The organism is Aliiroseovarius marinus, assembly GCF_004360145.1.
Classification (GTDB): Bacteria; Pseudomonadota; Alphaproteobacteria; order Rhodobacterales; family Rhodobacteraceae; genus Aliiroseovarius; species Aliiroseovarius marinus.
Window position 1 is genome coordinate 206087 of the sequence record NZ_SAIT01000003.1, and the last position, 24242, is coordinate 230328.

Genomic DNA, 24242 nt, shown 5'->3' on the forward strand with positions numbered 1-24242 from the left:
TCACTGAATTGATACCCGGCGGGATTATCACCCAGCCGGAACCCCAAGGAGTAGAGACATGGCAATCACTGCTGCACTCGTAAAAGAACTGCGCGAATCCACCGGCGTTGGCATGATGGACGCGAAAAAAGCTCTGGTCGAAAACGACGGCGACATGGAAGCCGCTCAGGACTGGCTGCGCACCAAAGGTCTGGCGAAAGCCGCTAAGAAAGCTGGCCGTACCGCCGCTGAAGGTCTGGTCGCTGTGACCGTTGCTGGTGGCAAAGGCGTCGCTGTCGAGGTGAACTCGGAAACCGACTTTGTTGCGAAAAACGCTGAATTCCAGGATATGGTATCGGGCATCGCTGCGGCTGCTCTGACCGTTTCTGACGTTGACGGCCTGAACGGCGCTGACATGGGCGGCAAAACCGTTGCTGACGTGATCACCGACAAGATCGCCACCATCGGCGAAAACATGTCGCTGCGTCGCATGGCATCGGTCGAAGGCGAAAACGTTGTGACCTATGTGCACAACGCTGTCACCGACGGCATGGGCAAAATCGGCGTTCTGGTTGCCATGAACGGTGGCGACGAAGCCTTTGGCCGTCAGGTTGCCATGCACATCGCTGCTGCCAACCCGCAGGCTCTGAACGAAGCTGCTCTGGATCCGGCGATTGTCGAGAAAGAGCGTCAGGTTCTGACCGATCAGGCTCGTGAAAGCGGCAAGCCCGAGAACATCATCGAGAACATGATCAAGGGCCGCATGAAGAAGTTTCTGGCAGAAGTAACTCTGCTGGGCCAAGACTTCGTCATCAACCCGGATCTGACCGTTGAAGCCGCTGCCAAAGAAGCCGGTGCCGAGATCGTCGGCTACGTGCGCATGGAAGTTGGCGAAGGCATCGAAAAAGAAGAAGTCGACTTCGCTGCTGAAGTTGCTGCTGCTGTCCAGGGCTAAGACCCACAGGGCAGGGCGCTTGCCCGCAACGTGAGAAGAACATGAAGGCCGGTCGTTTTGACCGGCCTTTTTTGTTGGTAACTGCACGCAAAGCGCACCAGTCAGGGTGCTAAAAAGAAAAAGCGCCGACGAATTGTCAGCGCTTTTTGTGCAAGCAGATAAACTGTATCTGAAGTGCTGGTGCCTTTGGGATCAATATTCCATCGACACCAGCTCCGTTTTCACGGAAGAATGAAACGCGATCTGAAATCACAGTCCGTTCACCCCAAAATGTCCCAAGGCCAAAGCCACCACTCACGGAACACTAAAATCATGCATGATTCGTGCAGCTATTGGAAGTACGGGAATCCCTACCATTTCTTCCGTTACGTCAACAAAGCGCCATTCGTTTGGAAAACTGTTTCGTGATAACTGCCTAATCTAACTAATAAAACTTAATAGGTTAAGATTTATCAGGGGTGAAGATTTGGTTCAAAAATGACATTTTCAGTACCGCTTGTGCGGATGTGTCAACGCCCAACTTGTCCCGCGCAATGCGCAAATGCTTTTCGACCGTGGCGGGTGTAACGCCAAGAATGGTAGCGATATCCTGATTGGTTTTTCCGTCTCCAACCCACTCAAGAACTTCGCGTTGGCGTTTGGACAGGTCCGAGCGTTCCGTGCTGAGGGGAAGCGAAATAATCTTCAGATGCGCCACATTGTTCAGCGCTTCAATCTCTTCCCCATGTTCATCCCAAATGCCATCAACATCTTCTTGGCTCAGCCCACGCCGGGCGGTCAACGCAATGACACCTTTCGATCGACGCGAGGTTTCCTGAAAGGACAGGGTATATCCAGCGGTCACGCCCATTCTTTGGTTCAGCTCCATGACCTTGCGGTTGTTGTCATCCAACCGGTCCATGTTTTGGTGAATCCAAGACCAGCTACAGGCACCTGTATTCTCAGCCGCCCAAAGCAGCATTGGGCTCGATCTGTAGAGCTCCGGCGCATAATAGTGTTCCATGTATTCTGGATCATGCGACGAGAGTGTCATAACGTCTTCACGCGGCCCGAATGAATTGGCGGTCATGAAGTGGGTGACGCCATAGATCAGTCTGTCAAAGCCGAAACTGTCCATTTTCCGACAATGGATTTCCCAAACCTCGGCCATGGATTCACATTGACAGATGCTTTTAATGTATTGAAGCATCAGGGTTTTCCGACAATATCAGCAGCTGCATCAATCGCCAATTCATACCCCTTAGCGCCAAATCCACAGATTTGACCAACAGCAACGCGCGCGATGTACGAGCGATGACGGAATTCTTCGCGGGCATGAATGTTGGACAAGTGAAGCTCGATGGTTGGGACCTCGGCGGCGATAATCGCATCCATCAGGGCAATGGATGTGTGCGTATAGGCGCCGGCATTCAGAATGATGGCATCGTGGACACCACGAGCTTCCTGAATTTTCGTCACCAGCGTACCTTCGTCGTTCGACTGCTCGCAAACACATGAGAAACCAAGCTTTTCTGCGTAGGCGATGCTCGACGCTTCGATATCCTCAAGACGCAGGGACCCATAAATCTCGGGCTGGCGGACGCCCAGCATATTCAAATTTGGGCCGTTTAGAATAAGCAGTGAACTCATGTCGTCTTCCTTGTGCGAACACTGTTTTATCAGCATTATTTCGGACATTGTCGAGAGAATTGAGGAAACGAAACAATCGGTTTTAGGATAGTCGCTGGATTGCAATATTAACATAATATGGATTATGCGCATTAATGCGTATCCGATCTGAGTAATACCATGGGCGTGCTATTGTGTTCAAACGCTACCCTCACAATGGATACCAAGCCCCTGATTTGTTTAGTTACCGCCGAAAACTGTGTTCAACACAGGCATATGGTCCAAGTCGAGCTGTCGACGCCGGAAGTATCCAAGCGTTGCACAATCCGGTACTCCGAAATGCGCTAAGAACTACGAGCGATCGTGGATGCATCGGCAGAACGCGACCCCTACCCCAGAAAACTCGGCCCAAAATCGTGTTTCGCTAAGCAATGCTTTTATCGGTGTGACGCCCAGAGATCCCGCGCAGTAGCGCCATAGTGGCTTCGATCGCGGCCAGTACTGCTACCAGCGCCAGCAGCACGGTTGATCCAAGTTCAACAATTACCCAGCCGGCGATCAATGGGAACCCGAATATCCCGATAAAATAGGTCAGCGCGAAAAATTGGAGCGTTTGCGGAAGAATGTCTGGATTTGCATCATTGGCCGCCATCGCTGCCAAGATCGGATAGCTGACCCCGTACCCGATCCCAAACAGGAACGCGACCATCAGATAAACTGTCTGGCTGTCGCTAAGCCCGAGGAACAGCAAGACGGATCCGAACATCACGTATTGTAGCATGGCGATGGTCAGATATGGATGACGCCCGCCCTTGTACCGTGCAAGCACAATGCGGAACAGGATAACGGTGACTGTGTAAGCTAAGAAATAGTTGGCGTAATCCAACCCGCGTTCGTCTGCGAAAACGGTTTGGAAGTTATTCATGCCGGCGAAAACGGACGCCCCTATACAAACCATGATCACAGGCAAACGCGCGCGTGAGCGTAGGATTGCGAGAACCACATTGGGCGAAAGTGATGAGCGTGTTTCTTGTCCCATGTCGCGCGTATGACGGCGTACGGCCTTGGACAAAACCCCAAACAATCCGCCCGAAATCAGGCATAGGGTGGCCGTTACAAAGAAGGCGTCCTGCACCCCCAGGCCCGCCCGTTCCATCATGGACGCCATCACCGGAGACAGACCAAACCCCGCCATCACAGCGACAGAAAGCATGGCGAAATATCTAACACGCGCGTCTGATTCTACCAGCCGCGTCAACACAATGGGTGGCAGCGCATAGGTCAGCCCCCAGCCTGCCCCAAGGGCCAGGCTGGCATAGACAAGCAGACCGCCGACGCGTGTGGAAAACCCGTAAGACGCCAGGGCTGTCGCGATCAGAACTCCGGCCAAAGACAGCGTTTGCATTCGGCCCAAGCGATCTGACAGATGCCCAGCGAAATACACCGCGATGATCGTGGCGATTGCCGTGATGAACAGCATGGCCCCAACCACTTTCTCATTTGCCCCGAAGGTTTCAAATAGGCGCGGAAGCATGAATGTCAGGCCATAGACACCCGCCTGAAGGAAATTCGCAAGGAAGAACAAAGTGAATAGTGTCAGGCGGTTCATTCGGCGTCCATTTCAGGGTCAGGCGATCTGCGGATCAAAGCCGCGTGGTTTCATGTGTGTGATTGCCGGATTGCCACAGTATTGGTTCATTATTAATGTCCAATAGATGAAATTATGAGCATACCAAAATGACACAGCTACCTTGGCTTGCCCTGTCGATCGAGCGCGGCTCGAAGACACCTATTTTCGAACAGATTAGCACAGCGATCCGTACGCAAGTGGTCTCGGGCGATTTGACGGCTGGGACAAAGATGCCCCCTACCCGCGCATTCGCCACCGAGCTTGGCGTTTCCCGCTCGACCGTCGTCACAGCCTATGAACAGCTTGTCGCCGAAGGCTATCTGCGCAGTCTCAGAGGTTCTGGATACACGGTTTGTGCCTTGGGGGAAGTCGAATTGTCACGGACCGCGCCCTACGATGGCGTAACATCCGAACCCGTCGATATACGCGCTCCGGTTCCGTTTGAAACTGGCATGCCAGATATGCGTTTGTTTCCATATCGCCAGTGGGCAAAGGCCGTGGCGCGTATATGTCGAACAAATCCACAGGCGATGTTGGTCGGCGGGGACGCATTCGGGAATTTCGAGCTGCGCAAATCAATTGCCGCGCATCTTTCAGAGTGGCGCGGGATCGATGCCTCGGCGCATCAGATCATGGTGACGGCTGGGTCGATGGACGCTCTAGAGATCTGCATGCGCAGTGTCGCCAGCACGGGCGATGTGATCGGTGTCGAGGATCCCGGCTATCCCCCATTGCATCATTTTGCGCAGGCACAGGGGTTGGTGCCGCATTATCTGAAAATCGACGATGACGGCGCGACATTGCCGTCCAGCACCACCCTTCCCGATCTGGTCGTCCTGACCCCCTCCCATCAATACCCGCTGGGCGGTGCGATGACGCCCAATCGACGGCTTGAATTCATTAACTGGGCCAACGCGCATGGTGCCTGGATCATCGAAGATGATTATGACAGCGAGTTTCGCTATGCGGGACGGCCGATCCCTGCCCTTGCGGGTTTCGATCAACTTAGCCGCACGATCTATGTGGGAAGCTTTTCCAAGATCTTCTCGAACGCTCTGCGTTTGGGCTATGTCGTCGTCCCCGAGGCGCTGATCGACCGTTTCCAAGATACAGTGAAGCGTTTTGGCCAAAAGGCGAGCTATATGCCCCAGCAAGCGCTGGCCGAGTTCATGTCCTTGGGCGAGTTCTATCGCCATCTGCGCCGTGTTCGCAGATCCTATGGCGATCGCCGCAAGTTGTTATTGGATCGGTTGGAGCGCGAGTTTTCACAGTTTGGGTTCTTCAAGGACCATCAAGCGGGCATGCAAATCGTGTTTCACCTGAACCCGGGATTTCGGGATGAAGACATCGCCAGCTTAGCACGGCAGAGAGGTCTTATCATACGTCCGCTCACGTCTATGTTCGCCAGAGATAGCGGAGCAAATGGGCTGATGCTTGGCTTCTGCGCTTACACCGAAGACGAGCTGCCCCCGGCGATTGATGTCCTGAAGGTCTGCTTCGAAGAACTCGCGGCGGGGCGTTCACAAGGCGGCCACTAGGCTGCGATTTTACTGTCGATATGCGCCTGAAGGGCGTTCAGCATTGCGTGATTTTGGAAGTCGTCTTCGTTCAGTTCGATATCAAACGCCTCTTCCAGATGCATCATGAACTCGAACTGCACCAGACTGTCTGCGTTTACTTCCAGAAGGTTTACATCGCCCTCTCCAAGCAGCTTCGGGGCCAGCAATGGATCGTCCAGTGCGCCTGTCGCTTGATGCAGGGCTTCAATAATTCTCTGACGTGTGGTCATCAGGAAATCTCCAATAAAACGGTGTCCGGAATGCGGAAAAGCGTGTCCTGCTTTTCATCGATTTGCGTGATTACGGCCTTTCGGTCAATCCCTGACACGACATGTGTAACGGCCTGCCAGTATTGCATGGACACTGGCCCGCCCAAACAGACATGACGCCCGAGCCCAAAAATAAGCTTCCGGTCCGCATCTGGGCTTGGCGCGTCAAAGATGTTCAGCATGACACTGACGTCATGCCCCTTGGGAATACTCTGTTCGGCAAAGCTGACATCGTCACGCGCGGTCCGACGAATAAAGGGGACACCGGTGTGTGAAAACAGGTCGGGAAAGGGCATCTGCGCGAACGTCTTGCCGGGATGATCCATGATCATCTGCAACATGCTAAGCGCAGCGGACCCCATGGTGGAGTCATGCCCCATTGCCACAAGGGTTTTCTTAAACTGAATTTCGCGTGGCGAAGCGTCTGGAAACTGCGCCCGCAACGCGTCGTCCAAATCTTTCAACTGCTTTTCCAGCCTGCGCCGTTGCCGGATGCCAATTCCATCCGTCAGGACCAACGACAATTCGCTGATGTCCAGTTTAGAGATGTCTACCCCGATGAGGTTGGTGAACAGAATGTCGACACTTGGCTTGATGACATCTTGCATCAGCTCGACCGGTCCGGTCTGGCCGAGACGGTCAAACTTGGATACCGCTTTCCGCAGGACCGTCCCGCGCTCTTTGCTGGTTTGGGCGATCATCTTGGCGATCTCGGCGCGTGTCTGCGCATGCGCCTCGCCCTCTTGAAAGACCGGAAGGTGGTCCAGCAACTCGGCGATCTGCGAGAAGTCGAGTTTGAGGTGCTCGGCAAGCCGGCGATAGTTCTCGGCGCCATTGTCCGAGGCAACCAACGCCGGGCAGCGCAACACCTCGCGTGATCCATCGACATGAATGTCTTTTCGAAAGGCTTTTTCCCGCGCCGGGGCGAAATAGTCTTCGATGCTCATTTGCCGTCCCCCTTTGGACCGTCGCATTTGTACACGTATCCGCCCTGCGGTCGAGCAGACCAATTGGGCTGATCTGCCATTGACGCTGGGAAATCCTCGGCCAGCAGGCCCGGAAGGAACGCATCCAGATACCCGCGCGCCCAAAGTGGCCCCAGAACGGCATGTTCCATGACGGGCAGCACTTCAACAACCGCGCCACCTGTCAGTTCAGCCGCGGTCAAGCAGGCGTTCCTATAGCGCGGACTTTCGTTGGAATAGACAAACGTGAACTCTGGATGGTCAGCCCCCAAACAGGCACAGATGGGGTCAAAAGCCGGGACCGCACGCACCTGATTTCGGAGGATCCGCAAGGTATCATCTGGAAACGATCCCCCGAAAGAGATTGCCTTGTCCGCACCCGCCATCAAGGCAAGGCGGACCGCAGGAAAGCCACCCCCGCTTGTGCCGAGTGTGATGAGCTTCCGATAGCGTTTCTTCGTGCGGAATTCCTGAATATATTCTGCGACAGAGTTTAGGCTGTCGAGTTGTTCAGAAACACCTTTACGGTAGTGGTTCCGATGAGGATCGTTCAGAACAAGAATGTCAAATTGCCTGTCGTCAATGCGTTGAAGAAACGCAGGCACCGGCATGCCCGGCCGCCGCGCATATCCGGCACAGACGACCAGAAGGCTTTTTTCATTGAAGCGTCCAGGGCCTTGATACAGCGTTCCACCTTGCGCGAGCTTGCGGCGTACAAACCGTAGCACCCGCGATCCGGTCGCGATCTCATGCGCTGCTGGCTGTTTCAAAACGCGTTCATACAGCGTCGGGGACTGTTTACGCAGCGCGGTCAGGGCCGCAAGATACTCGCGCGGGGCAACCCAGTTCTCGAGCGCGTTCAAAGAAAGCTTGATCTTGTTGTCTGATGCCTCAGCAAGCGCCGGATCAATCAGCCCTGCGGCGCGCCCTCGGCCGGTAAGTCTTCTGGCCGCCCGTCGAAGCGTTGAAATAAGCGAAGAGCCGGCATGGTGGGGCATATATCGGGCAAGCACCTGAATGACGAAATTCTGTGTCGCGGTTGTACCGGAATGGCCTGCAGTAAGCAATCGCGCAAGCCTTTGAAAACAGGCTAATCCTTGGAAGGTTGCCAAGGACGGCTATCTGAAAATAGAAAAGGGGCAGTCGCCTGCCCCTTTAGGTTTTTCGTGAGTGGTGAGGTGCAGGTTCAGTTCAAATCAAACCGATCTGCGTTCATGACCTTTGTCCAAGCGGCCACGAAATCTTCGACGAACTTCTGACCCGCATCGTCTTGCGCATAAACCTCGGACAGCGCGCGCAGTTGCGAGTTCGAGCCAAAGACCAGATCGACCCGTGTGGCGGTCCATTTCGGGTCCCCCGTGGCGCGATCCGTGCCCGCATAGCTGCCGTCGCCCTGATCGGTCCATTTGGTGCCGATATCCAGAACATTGACGAAGAAGTCGGTGCTCAGCTTGCCGGTGTTCTGCGTCAGCACGCCATGCGCGCTGCCGCCGTGATTGGCGCCGAGCACACGCAGGCCGCCAACCAGCACGGTCATTTTAGGCGCGCTGAGGCCCAGAAGCTGTGCCTTGTCGATCAGAAGTTCTTCAGGCGAGATGGTGAACTCGGTCCGTTGCCAGTTGCGGAAGCCGTCAGCTGCGGGCTCCAGATAGCCGACGCTTTCCACATCGGTCATCTCTTGCGTGGCATCTCCTCGGCCCAAGGTGCATGGGACCAGAACGCAGTGCCCCGCATCAGCTGCGGCTTGTTCCACCGCAGCGGCACCGGCAATGACGATCAGGTCAGCCATCGAAACCGGCTTGCCGAAACTTCCACGCAGCTCTTCCAGACGGGACAGTACACGGTCCAGTGCTTCAGGTTCGTTGACTTCCCAGTTCTTCATCGGCTCAAGACGGATACGCGCCCCGTTGGCCCCGCCCCGCATGTCCGATCCCCGGAAGGTCGAGGCCGAAGCCCACGCGGTTTTCACCAGGTCTGAGATGCTCAGCCCAGTCTCAAGCACAGCCGCCTTCAACGCGTTTACATCCTCGTCGCTCAGATCCGTTTCCGACGCCGGAATGGGGTCTTGCCAGATCAGCTCTTCGCTTGGAACATCCCCGCCCAGATAACGCGCACGCGGGCCCATATCGCGGTGGGTCAGCTTGAACCACGCACGGGCAAAGGCGTCCGCGAACTCGTCCGGGTTTTCATGGAAGCGTTTGGAAATCGGACCATAGATCGGGTCCATCCGCATCGCCATATCCGCCGTGGTCATCATGGTCGGCACCTTCTTCGACGCATCATGGGCCTGCGGGGCCATGTCGTCCTCGGACACGCCGACGGGTTCCCAGATAAAGGCGCCAGCGGGCGATTTGGTCAGGTTCCAGTCATATCCGAACAACAGATCGAAATAACCGTTGTCCCACTGGATCGGGTTCGCGGTCCACGCGCCCTCGATCCCGCTGGTGGTGGTGTCATCGCCGTGGCCCGTGCCATGCGCGTTGATCCAGCCAAGACCCATTTCCTCGATCCCAGCGGCTTCGGGTTCGGGGCCAACCAGACCCGGATCCCCTGCCCCATGCGCCTTGCCGAAGGTGTGCCCGCCGGCGACCAACGCCACGGTTTCTTCGTCATTCATTGCCATACGCGCGAAGGTTTCGCGGATATCGCGGCCCGAGGCGAGAATATCCGGCTCGCCGTTCGGGCCTTCGGGGTTCACATAGATCAGACCCATCTGCACGGCCGCCAGAGGGTTTTCCAGATCACGTTCGCCGGAATAGCGGCTGTTGGGATTGTCATCCGACGCCAGCCACTCGGTTTCGGCGCCCCAATAGGTGTCCTCTTCCGGCTCCCACACATCCGCACGACCGCCCGCAAAGCCAAAGGTCGGCCCACCCATCGAGGTGATGGCCACATTGCCTGCCAAGATCATCAGGTCCGCCCAGGAAATCTTGTTGCCGTATTTCTGCTTGATCGGCCACAGAAGACGACGCGCCTTGTCCAGATTGCCGTTATCTGGCCATGAATTCAGCGGTGCAAAGCGTTGCTGCCCGGTCCCTGCCCCGCCGCGTCCATCCGCGGTGCGATAGGTGCCAGCGCTGTGCCATGCCATGCGAATGAACAGGCCGCCATAATGGCCGTAATCAGCGGGCCACCAGTCTTGGCTGTCGGTCATCAGCGCGGTCAGATCGGCCTTCAAGGCCTCAAGATCTAGCGACTTGAATGCCTCGGCATAGTCAAAGTCGCCCCCCATCGGGTCCGACTTCGCCGTGTTCTGATGCAGCATTCTGAGGTTCAGCTGATTGGGCCACCAGTCCTTGTTGGACCGCATCCCGACATTCGTTGCGCCATGCGCTACCGGGCATTTTCCCATGCTGTTTCCGTCCATCTTCGACTCCCATGTTTGGTATTTGGCTCGCGACGGCAAATTCCGTCTGAATGGCTTTAGCTTAGCGCGGTTGAATGATAAGAGGAAATTACACCTTTTAATCTCAGCGATAGGTTAGGATTATGAGCAATATCACCCTGCGCCAGCTTCGGTACTTTGATGCGCTTGCCGAACACGGCCACTTCGGGCGCGCAGCTGACGCCTGCGCCGTGTCCCAACCGGCCCTGTCTGTGCAGATCAAAGAGCTTGAGGACGCGTTGGGGTGTACTTTGTGTGAACGCATGCCACGGCAAGTGCGCCTGACCACCTTGGGGCGCGAGTTTTTGCGTCGGACGCGGGATATTCTGCGCGCGGTGGACGAGCTTGAAGATGTGTCGCGCGCTGCCCGTGATCATTGGGTGGGCGAACTGCGGATTGGGGTGATTCCCACCATCGCGCCCTATCTGCTGCCCAAGATCGTGCAGGAACTGACCGAGCAGTTTCCGGGCGCTGAAATCCATATGCGCGAGACCATGACCTCGAACCTGATCCGAGAACTGATTGACGGGCGGATCGACACAGCCATTCTGGCCTTGCCCATCTCAGATCCCGCGCTGACCGAGGTGCCCCTGTTTGACGAGGAATTCGTTCTGGTGCGTCCCTTGTCCGACAAGGACAAGCCTGTCCCAAATCGTGACGGGTTGCGCGAGATGCGGCTGCTGTTGCTCGAAGAAGGCCACTGCTTCCGCGATCAGGCGCTGTCCTTCTGCGACATGCACAACACAAACCCGCGCGAGACGCTGGATGGCAGCGCCTTGTCCACTCTGGTTCAGATGGTTGGTGCAGGCATGGGGGTCACGCTGATCCCAGACATGGCAGTGGGGGTCGAGACACGCTCCGCCCCCGTCACTGTGTCGCGTTTTGACGCGCCCAAACCCAACCGCACGATCGGAATGGTTTGGCGCGCAAGCTCGCCCCTGGCACAGCAGTTTCACCACATGGCCGACTGTGTGAAACGGGCGGCGAAGGCCTGATTTTTTTACGGGCAGAACAGGTCGTTTGTCACCCCGAACACCATGAGCGAGATGACCAGCGCAAGACCGATGGCCAGCAGGAAATTCAACGCCTTGTCCGAGGGCGGTTTGCCCGTCACGGCCTCCCACGCGTAGAACACAAGGTGGCCGCCATCCAGTACCGGGATGGGGAACAGGTTCAGCATGCCAATGGCTGTGGACAGCATGGCGATGAAGGCCACAAAGCTGACCGCGCCCTGCGACGCCACTTGGCCCGAGACCTGCGCGATCCCAATCGGACCCGACAAGTTGCAGCTGGAAATCGCGCCGGTGATCATGTGCCACAGGCCCGACAGACTGCTTTGAATGATGTAGATCACCCGATCCACGCCTGACGACAGGCTTTCCCACACGCCTGCTGGGCGCGTCGCGGGTTCAAACACCAGCCCCGAGGTGATGCCGATCAGCCAGCGGGTTTCAAACCCGCCATCGGCCGAGGGGATATCCTGGCGGCGCGGGGTTAGGGTCACGTCCATTGGCTCTCCATCGCGCAAGATCCCAAGTGCCAACTCTTCCCCGTCGCCGTTTACCACGATCTCGCGCAGGGCGCCGAAGGTCGGAACGGCCTCGCCGTTAACTGTCTGAATGAAGTCCCCTTCGCGCAATCCAGCCGCCATCGCTGCGGATTGGGGCGTGACCGCGCCGACCAGTGGCGGGTACGGATGGGTGGCCGACAAGGTCAGCACCTGCCCGTCACGCTCAACCCGGTAGTCCACCAGCGAGGTTTCGGGCAGCTTTTCGATGACCTCATAGAACTCGGCCAAGGGCGGGGTTTCAAAGCCCGCGATGGACAGGATCGTGTCGCCTTCGCGCAGCCCTTGCTCCATCCCCGGCACATTCAGCACCGTTTTCACCGCCAGAGGATCGCGGGCGACGCCGGTGGACATCATGAGGGCTGCAAAGATCAAGGTCGACAGGATGAAGTTGAAAATCGGGCCGGCAGCCACGGTGGCTGTCCGCGCCCACAAGGGCGCACCGTGCATCGTGTGGCGGCGGTCTTCTTCGGAGAGTTCGGCCATCACGGCCTCGTCTGCCCCACCAGACGTCGCATTCGCGTCGCCCCGGAATTTTACATATCCGCCAATGGGAAACGCCGCGACCTGCCACTGGGTGCCGTGCCGGTCTGTCCGCGCGAACAACACAGGCCCCATCCCGATCGAGAACACATCCGCCTTGATGCCGCTCCACCGTCCGACGATGTAGTGACCATATTCATGCACCGCGACAATCACCGTCAAAGCGGCAACAAAGGCAAGGACCGTGAAGGCAAGATTGCCGAAATCGGGCAGGAAGCTGATCAGATCCATGTCTTAGAAATGTCCTTTGGGTTCAGCGCGTGGCGCGTCTGCTCAGTTCTTGTTGGCGAGGATCTCGCGGGCGACCTCACGTCCCATCTGGTCAGCGGACAGCACATTATCAAGGGTCATACCCGCATGGATCAGGCTGACATTTCCGTCAAGTCGGATCAGCGTGTCTTCCACCAGCCCGGCCATGTCCATAAAGCCGATCTGGCCTGCGATGAACCCGTCCAGTGCGATTTCCTTGGCCGCGTTGAAGACGGCACCACACAAACCGCCCGCCGCCATCACCTCGCGGGCCAGCCGCAGGGCAGGATAGCGTGTCTCGTCCGGGGCGCGGAACTCTAGCGTGGCGACCTTGGCCAGATCCAGCCGTTCGACGGGCAGATCACGGCGCTCGGGCCAGTGCAGCGCATAGCCGATGGCATGCCGCATATCCGGCGCGCCCAGATGCGCCATGAGGGCGCCGTCATTGAAGCCAACCAGCGCGTGGACCAGGCTTTGCGGGTGGACCAAAACCTCGATCTGATCGGGATCGATCTGGAAGAACTCTTTGGTCTCAATGACTTCCAGAGCCTTGTTGAACATCGAGGCGCTGTCGATGGTGATCCGTTGCCCCATATCCCAGTTGGGATGAGAGCTTGCCTGTGCCAGTGTCGCGGTGGCCAGCTTTTCCAAAGGCCAATCGCGGAATGCGCCGCCAGACGCGGTGATGATGATCCGCTCGACCGCGTCCATATCCTCGCCCACGAGCCCTTGGAACACGGCGGAGTGTTCGCTGTCGACGGGCAAGATCCGAGAATGGTGCGCCTGCGCGGTCGCCATGATCAGCGGCCCAGCGGTTACAAGGCTTTCCTTGTTGGCAAGGGCCAGTGTCGCGCGGGCTTCCAAAGCGCGTAGCCCCGGCAAAAGCCCCGCCGCCCCGACAATCGAGGACATGACCCAGTCACAGGGGCGCGTGGCGGCCTCTTCGATGGCTGAAGCGCCTGCAGCGGCCTCGATACCGCTTCCGGCCAGCGCGTCTTTTAACGCGGGCAGCTTGTCTTCATGTGCGGTGATTGCGATGTCCGCGCGCAGGTCGATGGCATCTTTGGCCAATTGCGCAATGTTGTGCCCGCCAGTCAACGCAACCACGTCATAGGCGTCGGCATCGCGGCGGATCAGGTCAATGGTAGATTGCCCAATAGACCCGGTGGCCCCGAAGATCGAGATTCGGCGTGTGCCCGTTTCCTGCGTCATGCCCTGCCCTTAGCCAGCAAAAATCAACGAGCCTACGCCCGTCAGAAGGACTAGTGCCCCGGCCGCGCCAATCATGGCGTCAAAGCGGTCCAGCACCCCACCGTGCCCCGGGATCAGGTTCGAGCTGTCCTTGACACCGACCATCCGCTTGATGGCGCTTTGTGCGATGTCTCCCATCTGGCCGGCAAAGGCGATGAACGGAAACAGCAATGCTTCGAATACGTTGAAGTACCCAAGCACCATACCGATCACGCCCAAGACCAAAGCGCCGATCCAGCCAGCAATCGTGCCGGACCATGTTTTCTTGGGGCTGACACGCGGCCAGAACTTTTTGCCACCAATGACCCGACCGGCAAAATATCCGGCAACGTCCGAGATGATGATGATCAAAATGAACCAAACCAGCGCGGGGCCCGGTCCCATGGACAGAAAGCCTAAGCCTGCCAGCATGATCAGAAGGCCATAGGCGAAGAACAAGAGGCGATGCTGGTTGGCCAGAACGGCCCCCATCACGGGGGCGATGAACAGGGCCGCGATCTGCGGCGACATGATGACGCCCGGCGCGTTGATCGATCCAAAACTGCTAAGAAACGTCCCGCCCGCTGCGGCCAAGCCCATCACAATCGGCAAGGCCGTGGGGGTGGGTTGTAGAAGGCGCGCGAACTCCCACATGCACAGGCCGATGACGACAACGATCAGGGCCACATAGGCGGTGCCTCCGATCCAGATGGCTGCGATTGCGATTGCGGCCATGGCAATGGCGGACAAGACGCGCGGCGCCAGATCGGCCCATTTCGAGGAAGATACTTCAGAACTCATTTGGGGGTTATCGCATTGCGAGGGCCGGGTCTCAAGTCAAAGTAAGGCCCTTGACCCAGCTATTCTGCGGCGGGCTTTACTGTCCCGAAGCGGCGATCACGCCCGGAAAAGCGCGCGATGACATCGGCAAACACCTCGGACGAGAAATCCGGCCAGAGCGTGTCGATGAAATCGTATTCGGCATAGGCCGATTGCCAGAGCAAGAAGTTAGACACGCGCATTTCGCCCGAAGTACGGATAACCAGATCAGGATCTGGCAAAATGCTTGTATCCAAATAGCTTGTAATGGTTTCTTCATCCACCGCATCGGGCTTCAAGGCGCCGCTGGCAATGTCTTGGGCCATACGTTGCGAGGCCCGGGCCAATTCATCCCGACCGCCATAGTTCAGCGCAATAGTCAGATTGACGTGGTCATTATGCGCCGTCATCTCTTCCAGCTCGTTCATCAACTTGATCAGTTTTTTATCAAGCCGGCTACGGTCACCGATGAACCGAACGCGCACGCCCTCTTCGACCAGTGCGCGCGCTTCTTTGGTGATATAGCGACGAAACAGGCTCATCAAACCGGTGACTTCGGTTTCCGAGCGCTTCCAGTTCTCGGTCGAGAAGGCAAAGATTGTCAGGTATTTCACGCCAAGATCCGGGCAGGCGCGCACGATTTCGCGTACGCGCTTGGCCCCGGCGCGGTGTCCGAACAGACGCGGCTGTCCACGGCGCTGAGCCCAGCGGCCATTGCCGTCCATGATGATGGCAACGTGCCGCGGCGATGTCACCTCGGCTTGTATGTCCACCTGTGTCATGTTCATCACCAAATCCAATACCTTTAAAACACAAGAAAATGCAGGATCACACCTGCATGATCTCTTCCTGTTTTGTTTCCAGGGCCTTGTCCACGATGCCAACATATTTGTCGGTCAGTTCCTGAACTTCGTCCGACCACATTTTGGCGTCGTCTTCGGACATGCTGTCCTTGCCCTTTTTGATCTGCTGCATGCCGTCCTGACGCACGTTGCGTACGGCAACGCGGGCGTGTTCGGCATATTGTGCAGCGACGCGTGTCAGTTCGCGGCGACGTTCCTCGTTCAGCTCGGGGATCGGCAGCATGATGATCGTGCCATTGAGCTGCGGGTTGATGCCCAGACCGCTTTCGCGAATGGCCTTTTCGACTGCCTGAACCATGCTTTTGTCCCAGACGTTTACGGTGACCATGCGCGGCTCAGGCACGTTCACAGTGCCGACCTGGTTCAGCGGCGTGCGCTGGCCGTAGGCTTCCACCGTGATCGGGTCCAGCATCGAGGCCGATGCCCGCCCCGTGCGCAGCGATGCAAATTCGGTTCTCAGCGCACCAATTGCGCCATCCATACGGCGTTCCAGATCATCCGTATCCAGTTCAAACTCTTCATCAGCCATCGCTCGGCGTTCCCTTCGTCTTTCAAGCTCTTATTGTTAACGAGCGTGTTTCGCCCGGTATAACGCCACCGCCCCCCGATTGTATAGATCTGGTTCTACCAGCGGTGGCAAAGATTTGTTTCTGGGCAGAAATCCGCCCTTATGCGCGGTTAGCCGCCCACGCGGGTATAGGTGCCCTGTCCGTCCAGAATACCACGGAACCCGCCCGGTTCATCCAGCGAAAACACGATGATCGGCAGGTTGTTGTCGCGGGCCAGAGCAATGGCGGATGCATCCATAACGCCCAGACGTTTGGCCAGCACATCGTCATAGGACACAGTATCATAACGCACGGCGTCGTCGTTTTTGACCGGGTCCTTATCGTATACGCCGTCTACTTTCGTGCCCTTGAAAATGGCTTCGCAAGCCATTTCGTTGGCGCGCAGCGTGGCGGCGGTGTCCGTGGTAAAATACGGGTTGCCGGTGCCAGCCGCAAAGATGCAGACGCGTTTCTTCTCCAAGTGGCGCACAGCGCGGCGGCGGATGTAGGGCTCACACACCTGATCCATCGGAATGGCCGAGATCACACGGGTAAATACCCCTAGCCCTTCCAGCGCGGATTGCATGGCCAGCGCGTTCATCACCGTGGCGAGCATCCCCATGTAGTCCGCCGTGGTCCGCTCCATCCCCTGTGCCGAGCCCTGAAGCCCGCGGAAAATGTTGCCGCCGCCGATCACCATGCAGATCTCGACACCCATGTCGTGCACCGACTTCACCTCGCGGGCGATGCGTTCAACTGTGGGCGGGTTCAGGCCGAACCCCTGGTCGCCCATCAGGGCCTCGCCCGAGATTTTCAGCATGACACGTTTATAGGTCGGCTGCGGGGTTTCACCCTCTGTCGTGGTCTGGGCCTGATCACTCATCTGTTGCCACTCTCTGATTGTCGTGATTGTGTTGCCCGGCAATTTGACCGATTAGGGCCGGATGATCAATGAGCGATCCGCCTGACGGACCGAAAAAAGTAAGGACAACACCTCGTGTCGACCGCGCAAGACAGCATCACGGAACTGGCCCGTCAGGTGGGCCCTGATCGCCCAGTCCTGATCGCGGGCGCGACGGCATCGGGCAAGTCTGCACTGGCCTTGGCCATCGCGGAAGCGTCGGGCGGCGTGATCGTGAACGCCGATGCGCTGCAGGTGTTTGAAAACTGGCGTGTGGTGACGGCCCGCCCATCTGCCTACGACGAGGCCCGCGCGCCGCATCTGCTGTATGGGCATATTCCGGGGGATCAGGACTATTCCGTGGGCCATTGGCTGCGCGAAGTTGGGCCGATCCTGCAAGGCACAAAGCGCCCCATCATTGTCGGGGGTACGGGGCTAAACCTGACCGCGCTGACAGAAGGTCTGGCCGACATCCCTCTGACCCCACCCGCCATTCGCAAAGAAGGCGAGGCACGCTTTGCTGAGGGCGGATTGCCTGCCCTTTTGGGCGATCTGGACCCCGACACGCTGGCCCGCATCGACACGCGCAACCCCGCCCGCGTCGCCCGCGCGTGGGAGGTGCAGCACACCACCGGGCGCGGTCTGGCCAGTTGGCAGGACGATACCCCGCCGCCGCTTCTGCCCCTCTCGTCTGCATGCGCTTTCCATCTGGACGCCGAGCGCGACTGGCTGCGTGACCGGATCGAACGGCGTTTCGACATCATGCTGGACGAAGGTGCGCTCGAAGAAGCCCGCCAAAACCTTGCGACCTGGGATCCCAAGGCACCGTCCTCGAAAGCCATCGGTGCGCCGGAACTGATCGCCCATTTGCAAGGCCAGATGTCGCTGGACGAAGCCCGCCAAGCGGCCATCATCGCAAGCCAGCAATACGCCAAACGCCAGCGCACGTGGTTCCGAAAAAGGATGCGAAACTGGCAGGTGATTCCCCTTGGGACGGATCACTGAATCGCAACTTATCCACAGGCGCGTTTCTATTCTTGTGGAAGACCCTGTGGAAAAGTTGTAATCTGTCAAAAATAATGAGACAGGTCGAACAGGGTAAGCTAGCGATTGGGCAGTAAGGTATTTTTACTGGCTGCTGCGATTGCGTTCTTATGACTGATACAACCCATCCGAATTCCTCGTTCCGTGCGCTCCCAATTGCCCGTTTGGGCGTAGGTGGTCGTTGGCGTACAGAAGCTATGCGTTCTTACGGGGCACCTGTTCTTTTGTGGTTTACCCGTGGACAGGGGCGCATCACCGTCAATGGCGTGACGTCCGGCTATGGTCCACATAACTGTATCTATCTTCCAGCGGGCACCATGCACGGGTTCGAAATGAGCACACAGGTCGCCGGGACGATCATCGTGTTTCCGCAAGACAGTGAAGAGCAACTGGGCCTTCCTCAGGATTCCGTTCATTTGCGCCTGCGCGACGCGGATCGGCAGATCGAACTCAGCAATCTTGTCGATAATCTGCAGCGCGAGATGGAGAAAGGCACTGCGCGGGCAAGCCGTGCCATGATGTGTCATGCCGGGCTGATCTCGGTCTGGTTGGATCGCCAGCTAGAAGCGCTTGACGAAGGCGACAACAAACCCAAATCTGGGCAACGGTTGGTCAATGCCTTCACCGCGCTGGTCGAGCAGGATTTCCACAGCGCGAAAACCGTTCGGGACTATGCGGCAGATCTGGGCATCACCCCCACGCACCTGTCGCGCGTGTGCAATAACGCCTGCGGGCGCCCTGCCTCGGCTATATTGCAGGACCGGGTCACCTATGAAGCACGGCGTTTGCTGACCGAAACCCGCGTCCCGATCAAAGACATTGCAGCGTCGCTTGGATTTACCTCGGCGGCCTATTTTACCCGCGCGTTCCAGAAACAAACCGGGCAGACACCCTCGGCGTTCCGTAAGCGGGGTTAAGCGGCCCCTTCCCCGGTTGGAGAAACTTCACACAACAATCGTTGCAAATGAAACGAATGTTGTGTATATCCTCGATCAAAAGGAGGAGCGCTCATGAAAATCGAACAAATTCACCACGTCGCGTATCGCTGTAAGGACGCGAAAGAGACCGTCGAATGGTACGGTAAAATGCTGAAGATGGACTTCATTCTGGCCATCGCGGAAAACCACGTCCCGTCGACCCACGAGCCTGATCCCTACATGCACGTGTTCCTGGATGCCGGGAACGAGAACGTGCTGGCGTTCTTTGAGCTGCCCACCAAGCCAGAAATGGGCCGTGACCCGAACACGCCGATCTGGGTGCAGCACATTGCCTTCAAGGTGAAAGACCGCGCCGAACTGATTGAATTTAAAGAGCATCTTGAGGCCAACGGCGTCGATGTTCTGGGCGTGACCGATCACTCGATCTTCCACTCTATCTATTTCTTCGACCCGAACGGCCACCGCATCGAACTGGCCTGCCCCGATCCCGAGGAAGAAGCCATGCTCAAGCGCATGGACGAAGTGAAATGGGACATGCTGAACGAATGGTCCGAGACCAAACGCGCGCCTAAGCACGCGGAATGGCTGCACAAGAAAGAGCTGTCAGACGTCGAGTGACGCAGCGCTTTGATTGATTTATGCATGGGCGTATCTGTGAAAGGATGCGCCCATGTCTTTTGATGAAACCCGTTTCGCCCCTCTACCCGAACCGCCGTATTATGCGGTGATTTTCACCAATCAGCTGTCTTCGACCGTTCAGGGCTATGAACAGATGGCGGACAAGATGGTGGAACTGGCGCAGGCACAGGACGGCTATATCGGGGTTGAAAGCACGCGCGATGCGTTTGGAGTTGGGATCACCGTTTCCTATTGGCGCGACGAGGCCGCGATTTCCGCGTGGAAAGCCGATATGGATCATCTGATGGCGCAAAAGCTGGGCCAAACCCGCTGGTACGCGCAGTACCATCTGCGCGTCGCGAAAGTCGAACGCGCCTATTCCGGTCCCGAAGGACGCGCGCTTTAGCTGCCGAGAATAGCTTTTACGTAGCCTTGGGTTTCTTTGTAGGGCGGAACGCCATTGTATTTGGCCACAGCCTCGGGCCCAGCGTTATAAGCGGCCAAAGCAAGGCGCCATGAGCGGAACCGGTCATATTGCTGACGTAGATACCGCGCGCCGCCTTCCAGGTTTTGCGAGGGATTCCAAGGGTCTACGCCAAGTTTCTTGGCGGTGAACGGCATCAGCTGCGCAAGCCCAATGGCCCCAGCATGGCTTTTCGCCTTGGGATTCCATCCGCTTTCCTGCTGCACAAGCCGCAAGAACAGATCCTCGGGAATGCCGTGACGACGCGCCATGGCCTGCGCGATCGGCAGGTATTGGCCTTTGTAATTGCCGGTATAGCTGGGAATGCCATAACTGGTCGGCGTCGTCGGGGCGTTTGGCGTCAAACGCGAGGAGCCGGCGTATTGCTGTGCCGCGCGCGAATCCAACACACCGACCTGCGATTTGAAGGCGCTGCGCCCACCCGAACTGCCAAACAGGCTTTCGGCCTGCGCCATATTTCGCGGTGCTTCGATGGAAAGGGCCGCGATAAGGCTCAGCCCGGCGATCGTGAATACTCTTTGGCGCAAATGTCCGCCCCCAGCTTGAATACGGCGCTAATATAGGCGTTGCAGACCCGTCTGGGAAGTGCCGCCGGGCGAAACGCGCAAATCTAAGCGCATTTGGGAATGTCGCCCACAGAAATCACGTTTCTCTCGCCCACAGATGATGTAACCATATGGCCCAACTTAGAATCGAAAGGACGCAGGATGGCAGGTTCGCTTAACAAGGTCATGCTTATTGGTAATCTGGGTGCAGACCCCGAGGTACGGACCTTCCAGAATGGTGGCAAAGTGTGCAACCTGCGCATTGCGACCTCGGAAACCTGGAAAGACCGCAACACCGGCGAGCGTCGCGAGAAAACCGAATGGCACACCGTGTCCGTCTTCTCGGAAGGTCTGGTCCGCGTGTGTGAGCAGTTCTTGCGCAAAGGCTCGAAAGTCTATGTCGAAGGTCAACTGCAGACCCGTAAGTGGCAAGACCAGTCCGGCAATGACCGTTATTCGACCGAGGTCGTGCTGCAAGGCTTTAACGGCACGCTGACCATGCTGGATGGCCGCAGCGGTGGCCAAGGCGGCGGTGGTCAAGGTGGCGGCTATGGCGGCGGCGGTGGCGGCTATGGTGGTGGCAACCAGGGCGGTGGCTTCGGTGGTGGCAACCAGGGCGGTGGCTTCGGTGGTGGCGGCCAAGGTGGCGGTGGTCCCGCTCCGGCTGGTGGTGGTTTCGACGACGAAATCCCGTTCTAAAGCACTCATAAAACACACAAAACAAGGAGGCGCGCGATGTCATGGTCATTTCCAATCGGGCGCCTTTTTGGCTCGCAGCTGCGCGTCCATGTGACGTTCTTTCTTCTGCTGGCCTTCATTGGCGCCTCGACCTGGTCTGAACAAGGCCCCGAAGCCGCGCTTTGGACCATCGTCTTCGTACTTCTGCTGTTTGCCTGCGTTGTGGCGCATGAATTCGGCCACGCGCTGATGGCGCGCCGCTTTGGCATCCGCACGCCGGACGTGACGCTTCTGCCCATCGGCGGATTGGCGCGGTTGGAACGCATGCCCGAGAACCCGCGGCAGGAAATTCTGGTCGCGTTGGCCGGACCGGCCGTGAACGTGGTGATCTGGGCGGTTCTGACGCTCTTGATCGGCGCCCCGACCGAGACCGAGCAGCTGACCGGCATGGCGATTACCCCCTCCACCCTGCCCTCGCAACTGGCGACGCTGAACCTGATCCTTGCGGTCTTTAACTTGGTCCCGGCCTTCCCGATGGATGGCGGACGGGTGCTTCGTGCGGTTTTATCGATGTTCACCGATCGTGTCAGGGCAACACGTATCGCCGCGGGCGCGGGGCAATTTGTGGCCTTCCTGATGGCGCTGACCGGTCTTATGTCCGGCAACCTGATGCTGGTGCTGATCGCGGGCTTTATCTTTATCGCAGCGGGCGGCGAAAGCGCGGACGTCGCCATGCGCGACGTGGCGCGCAAGCTGATGGCGCGCGATGCGATGATCACGGAATATGAAAGTCTGCGTCCCGAGGATCCCATCGCCCTTGCGGCGACCACCCTGATCCGGACCACGCAGCACGAGTTTCCGGTGCTGGATATCGAAGGACATTTGGCCGGCTTCCTGACCCGCGAAGCGCTGTTTCATGCGATGGCCGAAGGCGCCGCGGACACCCGTGTGGGAGATGTAATGACGTCTGTTCCGGCGGCCGCACTGACGGACGGGCTCGAGATGATCCTTGAACGGATGGGCACTGCGCCGACCGTCGCGGTTCTGGACGCCGAGGGGCATCTTCTAGGCTATATCACCCGTGAAAATGTGGGTGAGCTGATGGTGATTGCCAACGCACGCAAGTGACTTGAGGCTTAGGCGTCTGCCAAAGCCTCGGTCAGCACGTCTTTGACCACACCCATATCGACGTCGTCGGCCACGAAAGCATCGCCAATCGCGCGTGCCAGAATGAAGCGCAGCTTGCCCTGCACAACCTTCTTGTCCTGTGCCATCAGCGCGATCAAACCCTCCGCATCGGGCAGATCACCGGGGATGTCGCGGATGTCTTTCTTCATCCCCATGGCCGCCAAATGCTCGCGGAAGCGCGAGGGGCTTTCTTGGCTCATCAGCCCCAACCGGGCCGAGGTTTCAAACGCGAGTGCGCAGCCAATGGCGACGCCTTCGCCATGCAACAAACGGTCGGAATAGCCGGTCGCCGCTTCAAGCGCGTGGCCAAACGTGTGACCAAGGTTCAAAAGCGCGCGGTCGCCTTGCTCGGTCTCATCCCGCACAACGATGTCGGCTTTCATCTGTACCGACCAACGCACGGCTTCTTCGCGCAGCGCCAAGTCACCCGCTGCCAGTGCGGGCCCGTTCACTTCGAGCCAATCGAAGAAGGACGCGTCGCCCAGACCGCCATATTTCACGACTTCGCCATAGCCCGCCAGAAAATCACGCGGTTTCAGCGTGCCCAACACGTCGATATCCGCCAGCACCAACGAGGGCTGGTGGAACGCACCAATCAGGTTCTTGCCCTGCGGCGCATTGATCCCGGTCTTGCCCCCGACCGAACTGTCCACCTGCGCCAGCAGCGAGGTCGGCAACTGCACGAACCGCACGCCACGGCGCAGGATCGCGGCGGCAAAGCCCACCAGATCGCCGATCACGCCGCCGCCAAAGGCCAGAACGACGTCTTTGCGCTCGACCTTTTGCTCCAGCAGCCATTCGACGGTCTGCATCAGATAAGGCCAGCTTTTGGTGCTTTCTCCGGGCGGCAGGATCAGCGCTTCCGAGGCAATCCCCTCGGCCGAGAGCCCAGCTTTCAGAGCGTCCAGATGCAGACCTGCAACCGTTTCCTCCGTCACGATCCAGACCTTCGGGCGCGGCAGCAAGGGTGAGATTTCGGCCCCGGCACGTGCGATCAATCCCGGCGCGATGCGGACGTCATAGGCGCGATCATCTAAGGGGACGTGAACGGTGGTCATTCGGGGATCTCCTCAAGCACATCCGGGCGGGTCTTCAGAACCTCGATCACCGCCTCGGTCATCTGCGCGATGGTATAGTCAGGATGGGCATCCACAGCCACATCTGCCAGCTCGTAAACCGGCACGCGGGCGTTGTAAATTTCGGTCAGCGTGGCCTTTGGGTCAGGTGTACGTAGCAGCGGGCGCGTGTCCTTATGCTTCACCCGGTTCCACAGTAGCTCCAGATCCGCACGCAGCAGAAGCGAGACGCCCCGGTCGCTGATCATGGTGCGGTTGCGTTCGGCCATGAAGGCCCCGCCGCCGGTCGACAGGATGGCACGCGGTCCGTCCAGAAGACGCCCGATCACTTCAGTTTCGCGGTCGCGGAAAAAGGCCTCTCCGTCGCGCTCGAAGATCTCGGCGATCGACATATTGGCCGCGCGCACAATCTCTTCATCGCTGTCCAGAAACGGAACATCCAGACGGGCGGCCAGCGCCTGTCCGACGGCGGTTTTCCCCGCCCCCATCATGCCCACCATGACGATGGATTTCTTTAATTTGAATGCCAAAGCGGCGCCCACTTGCCCAAATTCAGATTTCTTTCCTGAATGGCGTGATCTTGCGGAAAATACCATATATA

At 58.0% G+C, this 24242-nt stretch carries 25 protein-coding genes; 9 read left to right on the plus strand and 16 right to left on the minus strand.

Translation table 11 applies throughout. From position 1 onward, the window contains the following. Positions 1 to 58 precede the first annotated feature (58 nt). Entirely contained in the window at positions 59 to 934 is an 876-nt protein-coding gene (tsf, locus tag EOL43_RS10690; protein WP_133488365.1) for a translation elongation factor Ts, read from the plus strand. A 442-nt stretch (positions 935 to 1376) separates the two neighbouring features. On the opposite strand, the gene EOL43_RS10695 is transcribed toward tsf, so the two are convergent. The 3 genes from EOL43_RS10695 to EOL43_RS10705 form a co-directional block, all read right to left on the minus strand. Then, positions 1377 to 2084 (minus strand): helix-turn-helix transcriptional regulator, encoded by a 708-nt coding sequence (locus tag EOL43_RS10695; RefSeq protein WP_240686532.1) that lies wholly within the window; start codon positions 2082 to 2084, stop codon positions 1377 to 1379. A 38-nt stretch (positions 2085 to 2122) separates the two neighbouring features. Next, complete coding sequence (gene aroQ / locus EOL43_RS10700) at positions 2123 to 2563, minus strand: type II 3-dehydroquinate dehydratase (RefSeq protein ID WP_133488369.1); 441 nt, start codon at positions 2561 to 2563, stop codon at positions 2123 to 2125. A 403-nt stretch (positions 2564 to 2966) separates the two neighbouring features. Continuing rightward, a complete protein-coding gene (locus tag EOL43_RS10705) occupies positions 2967 to 4151 on the minus strand; it encodes an MFS transporter (RefSeq protein WP_133488371.1) in 1185 nt (394 codons plus the stop codon). A gap of 128 nt (positions 4152 to 4279) precedes the next feature. Here EOL43_RS10705 and pdxR point away from each other — a divergent pair, with 128 nt between their 5' ends. Beyond that, complete coding sequence (gene pdxR / locus EOL43_RS10710; protein ID WP_133488374.1) at positions 4280 to 5710, plus strand: MocR-like pyridoxine biosynthesis transcription factor PdxR; 1431 nt, start codon at positions 4280 to 4282, stop codon at positions 5708 to 5710. On the opposite strand, the gene EOL43_RS10715 is transcribed toward pdxR, so the two are convergent. The 4 genes from EOL43_RS10715 to katG form a co-directional block, all read right to left on the minus strand. Further along, positions 5707 to 5961 (minus strand): phosphopantetheine-binding protein, encoded by a 255-nt coding sequence (locus EOL43_RS10715; protein WP_133488376.1) that lies wholly within the window; start codon positions 5959 to 5961, stop codon positions 5707 to 5709. The genes pdxR and EOL43_RS10715 overlap by 4 nt on opposite strands. Next, complete coding sequence (locus EOL43_RS10720; protein ID WP_133488378.1) at positions 5961 to 6947, minus strand: hypothetical protein; 987 nt, start codon at positions 6945 to 6947, stop codon at positions 5961 to 5963. The genes EOL43_RS10715 and EOL43_RS10720 overlap by 1 nt, the downstream gene beginning before the upstream one ends. Further along, positions 6944 to 8077 carry a hypothetical protein gene (locus EOL43_RS10725; RefSeq protein ID WP_133488380.1) on the minus strand — a complete coding sequence of 378 codons (1134 nt, stop codon included), beginning with the start codon at positions 8075 to 8077 and terminating at the stop codon, positions 6944 to 6946. The genes EOL43_RS10720 and EOL43_RS10725 overlap by 4 nt, the downstream gene beginning before the upstream one ends. 74 nt (positions 8078 to 8151) lie before the next feature. Beyond that, a complete protein-coding gene (katG, locus tag EOL43_RS10730; RefSeq protein WP_133488382.1) occupies positions 8152 to 10332 on the minus strand; it encodes a catalase/peroxidase HPI in 2181 nt (726 codons plus the stop codon). 122 nt (positions 10333 to 10454) lie between these two features. On the opposite strand from katG, the gene EOL43_RS10735 reads away from it, so the two are divergent. Next, complete coding sequence (locus EOL43_RS10735) at positions 10455 to 11345, plus strand: LysR substrate-binding domain-containing protein (RefSeq protein WP_133488385.1); 891 nt, start codon at positions 10455 to 10457, stop codon at positions 11343 to 11345. A gap of 5 nt (positions 11346 to 11350) precedes the next feature. Here EOL43_RS10735 and rseP read toward each other — a convergent pair whose 3' ends face one another. The 6 genes from rseP to pyrH form a co-directional block, all read right to left on the minus strand. Next, the gene (rseP, locus tag EOL43_RS10740; protein WP_133488388.1) at positions 11351 to 12691 is read right to left on the minus strand and encodes an RIP metalloprotease RseP; all 1341 of its coding nucleotides are present in this window, start codon (positions 12689 to 12691) and stop codon (positions 11351 to 11353) included. Positions 12692 to 12733: 42 nt separating this feature from the next. Beyond that, entirely contained in the window at positions 12734 to 13921 is a 1188-nt protein-coding gene (dxr, locus tag EOL43_RS10745) for a 1-deoxy-D-xylulose-5-phosphate reductoisomerase (RefSeq protein ID WP_133488390.1), read from the minus strand. A 9-nt stretch (positions 13922 to 13930) separates the two neighbouring features. After that, positions 13931 to 14740: a phosphatidate cytidylyltransferase gene (locus tag EOL43_RS10750; protein ID WP_133488392.1), complete on the minus strand. Its 810-nt coding sequence runs from the start codon at positions 14738 to 14740 to the stop codon at positions 13931 to 13933. A gap of 59 nt (positions 14741 to 14799) precedes the next feature. Further along, a complete protein-coding gene (locus EOL43_RS10755) occupies positions 14800 to 15540 on the minus strand; it encodes an isoprenyl transferase (RefSeq protein WP_133488854.1) in 741 nt (246 codons plus the stop codon). A 46-nt stretch (positions 15541 to 15586) separates the two neighbouring features. Then, positions 15587 to 16150 carry a ribosome recycling factor gene (gene frr, locus EOL43_RS10760; protein ID WP_133488394.1) on the minus strand — a complete coding sequence of 188 codons (564 nt, stop codon included), beginning with the start codon at positions 16148 to 16150 and terminating at the stop codon, positions 15587 to 15589. Between the two features lie 149 nt (positions 16151 to 16299). After that, entirely contained in the window at positions 16300 to 17052 is a 753-nt protein-coding gene (gene pyrH, locus EOL43_RS10765; protein ID WP_133488396.1) for a UMP kinase, read from the minus strand. Positions 17053 to 17166: 114 nt separating this feature from the next. Between pyrH and miaA the strand changes: the two genes are divergently transcribed. The 4 genes from miaA to EOL43_RS10785 all read left to right on the plus strand — a co-directional run bounded on the left by miaA (position 17167) and on the right by EOL43_RS10785 (position 20076). Further along, positions 17167 to 18075 carry a tRNA (adenosine(37)-N6)-dimethylallyltransferase MiaA gene (miaA, locus tag EOL43_RS10770; protein ID WP_240686534.1) on the plus strand — a complete coding sequence of 303 codons (909 nt, stop codon included), beginning with the start codon at positions 17167 to 17169 and terminating at the stop codon, positions 18073 to 18075. Positions 18076 to 18224: 149 nt separating this feature from the next. After that, positions 18225 to 19031 (plus strand): AraC family transcriptional regulator, encoded by an 807-nt coding sequence (locus EOL43_RS10775; protein ID WP_133488398.1) that lies wholly within the window; start codon positions 18225 to 18227, stop codon positions 19029 to 19031. Between the two features lie 93 nt (positions 19032 to 19124). Beyond that, positions 19125 to 19670, plus strand: a complete 546-nt coding sequence (locus EOL43_RS10780; RefSeq protein ID WP_133488400.1) for a VOC family protein — start codon at positions 19125 to 19127, stop codon at positions 19668 to 19670. A gap of 52 nt (positions 19671 to 19722) precedes the next feature. Beyond that, positions 19723 to 20076 carry an antibiotic biosynthesis monooxygenase family protein gene (locus EOL43_RS10785; RefSeq protein WP_133488402.1) on the plus strand — a complete coding sequence of 118 codons (354 nt, stop codon included), beginning with the start codon at positions 19723 to 19725 and terminating at the stop codon, positions 20074 to 20076. Here the strand turns inward: EOL43_RS10785 and EOL43_RS10790 are convergent. Beyond that, positions 20073 to 20681, minus strand: a complete 609-nt coding sequence (locus EOL43_RS10790) for a lytic transglycosylase domain-containing protein (protein WP_420867512.1) — start codon at positions 20679 to 20681, stop codon at positions 20073 to 20075. The two genes, EOL43_RS10785 and EOL43_RS10790, sit on opposite strands and share 4 nt — an antisense overlap. A 180-nt stretch (positions 20682 to 20861) precedes the next feature. Between EOL43_RS10790 and ssb the strand changes: the two genes are divergently transcribed. Beyond that, the gene (ssb, locus tag EOL43_RS10795) at positions 20862 to 21398 is read left to right on the plus strand and encodes a single-stranded DNA-binding protein (RefSeq protein ID WP_133488404.1); all 537 of its coding nucleotides are present in this window, start codon (positions 20862 to 20864) and stop codon (positions 21396 to 21398) included. 36 nt (positions 21399 to 21434) lie between these two features. Next, on the plus strand, positions 21435 to 22505 hold the full coding sequence (locus tag EOL43_RS10800; RefSeq protein ID WP_133488406.1) for a site-2 protease family protein: 1071 nt from the start codon (positions 21435 to 21437) through the stop codon (positions 22503 to 22505). Between the two features lie 8 nt (positions 22506 to 22513). On the opposite strand, the gene aroB is transcribed toward EOL43_RS10800, so the two are convergent. Beyond that, complete coding sequence (gene aroB / locus EOL43_RS10805; protein ID WP_133488408.1) at positions 22514 to 23623, minus strand: 3-dehydroquinate synthase; 1110 nt, start codon at positions 23621 to 23623, stop codon at positions 22514 to 22516. Beyond that, positions 23620 to 24171: a shikimate kinase gene (locus EOL43_RS10810; protein WP_240686535.1), complete on the minus strand. Its 552-nt coding sequence runs from the start codon at positions 24169 to 24171 to the stop codon at positions 23620 to 23622. Before EOL43_RS10810 ends, aroB begins: the two co-directional genes overlap by 4 nt. Positions 24172 to 24242: the final 71 nt, after the last annotated feature.

What these genes read in the sequence shown, in the direction of transcription:
- frr (WP_133488394.1), bottom strand. Translation starts at nt 16,150, where the DNA reads ATGGCTGATGAAGAGTTTGAACTGGATACGGATGATCTGGAACGCCGT.
- EOL43_RS10715 (WP_133488376.1), bottom strand. Translation starts at nt 5,961, where the DNA reads ATGACCACACGTCAGAGAATTATTGAAGCCCTGCATCAAGCGACAGGC.
- EOL43_RS10775 (WP_133488398.1), top strand. Translation starts at nt 18,225, where the DNA reads ATGACTGATACAACCCATCCGAATTCCTCGTTCCGTGCGCTCCCAATT.
- EOL43_RS10720 (WP_133488378.1), bottom strand. Translation starts at nt 6,947, where the DNA reads ATGAGCATCGAAGACTATTTCGCCCCGGCGCGGGAAAAAGCCTTTCGA.
- EOL43_RS10750 (WP_133488392.1), bottom strand. Translation starts at nt 14,740, where the DNA reads ATGAGTTCTGAAGTATCTTCCTCGAAATGGGCCGATCTGGCGCCGCGC.
- EOL43_RS10780 (WP_133488400.1), top strand. Translation starts at nt 19,125, where the DNA reads ATGAAAATCGAACAAATTCACCACGTCGCGTATCGCTGTAAGGACGCG.
- aroQ (WP_133488369.1), bottom strand. Translation starts at nt 2,563, where the DNA reads ATGAGTTCACTGCTTATTCTAAACGGCCCAAATTTGAATATGCTGGGC.
- EOL43_RS10695 (WP_240686532.1), bottom strand. Translation starts at nt 2,084, where the DNA reads ATGGCCGAGGTTTGGGAAATCCATTGTCGGAAAATGGACAGTTTCGGC.
- EOL43_RS10785 (WP_133488402.1), top strand. Translation starts at nt 19,723, where the DNA reads ATGTCTTTTGATGAAACCCGTTTCGCCCCTCTACCCGAACCGCCGTAT.
- pyrH (WP_133488396.1), bottom strand. Translation starts at nt 17,052, where the DNA reads ATGAGTGATCAGGCCCAGACCACGACAGAGGGTGAAACCCCGCAGCCG.
- tsf (WP_133488365.1), top strand. Translation starts at nt 59, where the DNA reads ATGGCAATCACTGCTGCACTCGTAAAAGAACTGCGCGAATCCACCGGC.
- rseP (WP_133488388.1), bottom strand. Translation starts at nt 12,691, where the DNA reads ATGGATCTGATCAGCTTCCTGCCCGATTTCGGCAATCTTGCCTTCACG.
- katG (WP_133488382.1), bottom strand. Translation starts at nt 10,332, where the DNA reads ATGGACGGAAACAGCATGGGAAAATGCCCGGTAGCGCATGGCGCAACG.
- pdxR (WP_133488374.1), top strand. Translation starts at nt 4,280, where the DNA reads ATGACACAGCTACCTTGGCTTGCCCTGTCGATCGAGCGCGGCTCGAAG.
- EOL43_RS10705 (WP_133488371.1), bottom strand. Translation starts at nt 4,151, where the DNA reads ATGAACCGCCTGACACTATTCACTTTGTTCTTCCTTGCGAATTTCCTT.
- ssb (WP_133488404.1), top strand. Translation starts at nt 20,862, where the DNA reads ATGGCAGGTTCGCTTAACAAGGTCATGCTTATTGGTAATCTGGGTGCA.
- aroB (WP_133488408.1), bottom strand. Translation starts at nt 23,623, where the DNA reads ATGACCACCGTTCACGTCCCCTTAGATGATCGCGCCTATGACGTCCGC.
- EOL43_RS10800 (WP_133488406.1), top strand. Translation starts at nt 21,435, where the DNA reads ATGTCATGGTCATTTCCAATCGGGCGCCTTTTTGGCTCGCAGCTGCGC.
- EOL43_RS10755 (WP_133488854.1), bottom strand. Translation starts at nt 15,540, where the DNA reads ATGACACAGGTGGACATACAAGCCGAGGTGACATCGCCGCGGCACGTT.
- EOL43_RS10735 (WP_133488385.1), top strand. Translation starts at nt 10,455, where the DNA reads ATGAGCAATATCACCCTGCGCCAGCTTCGGTACTTTGATGCGCTTGCC.
- dxr (WP_133488390.1), bottom strand. Translation starts at nt 13,921, where the DNA reads ATGACGCAGGAAACGGGCACACGCCGAATCTCGATCTTCGGGGCCACC.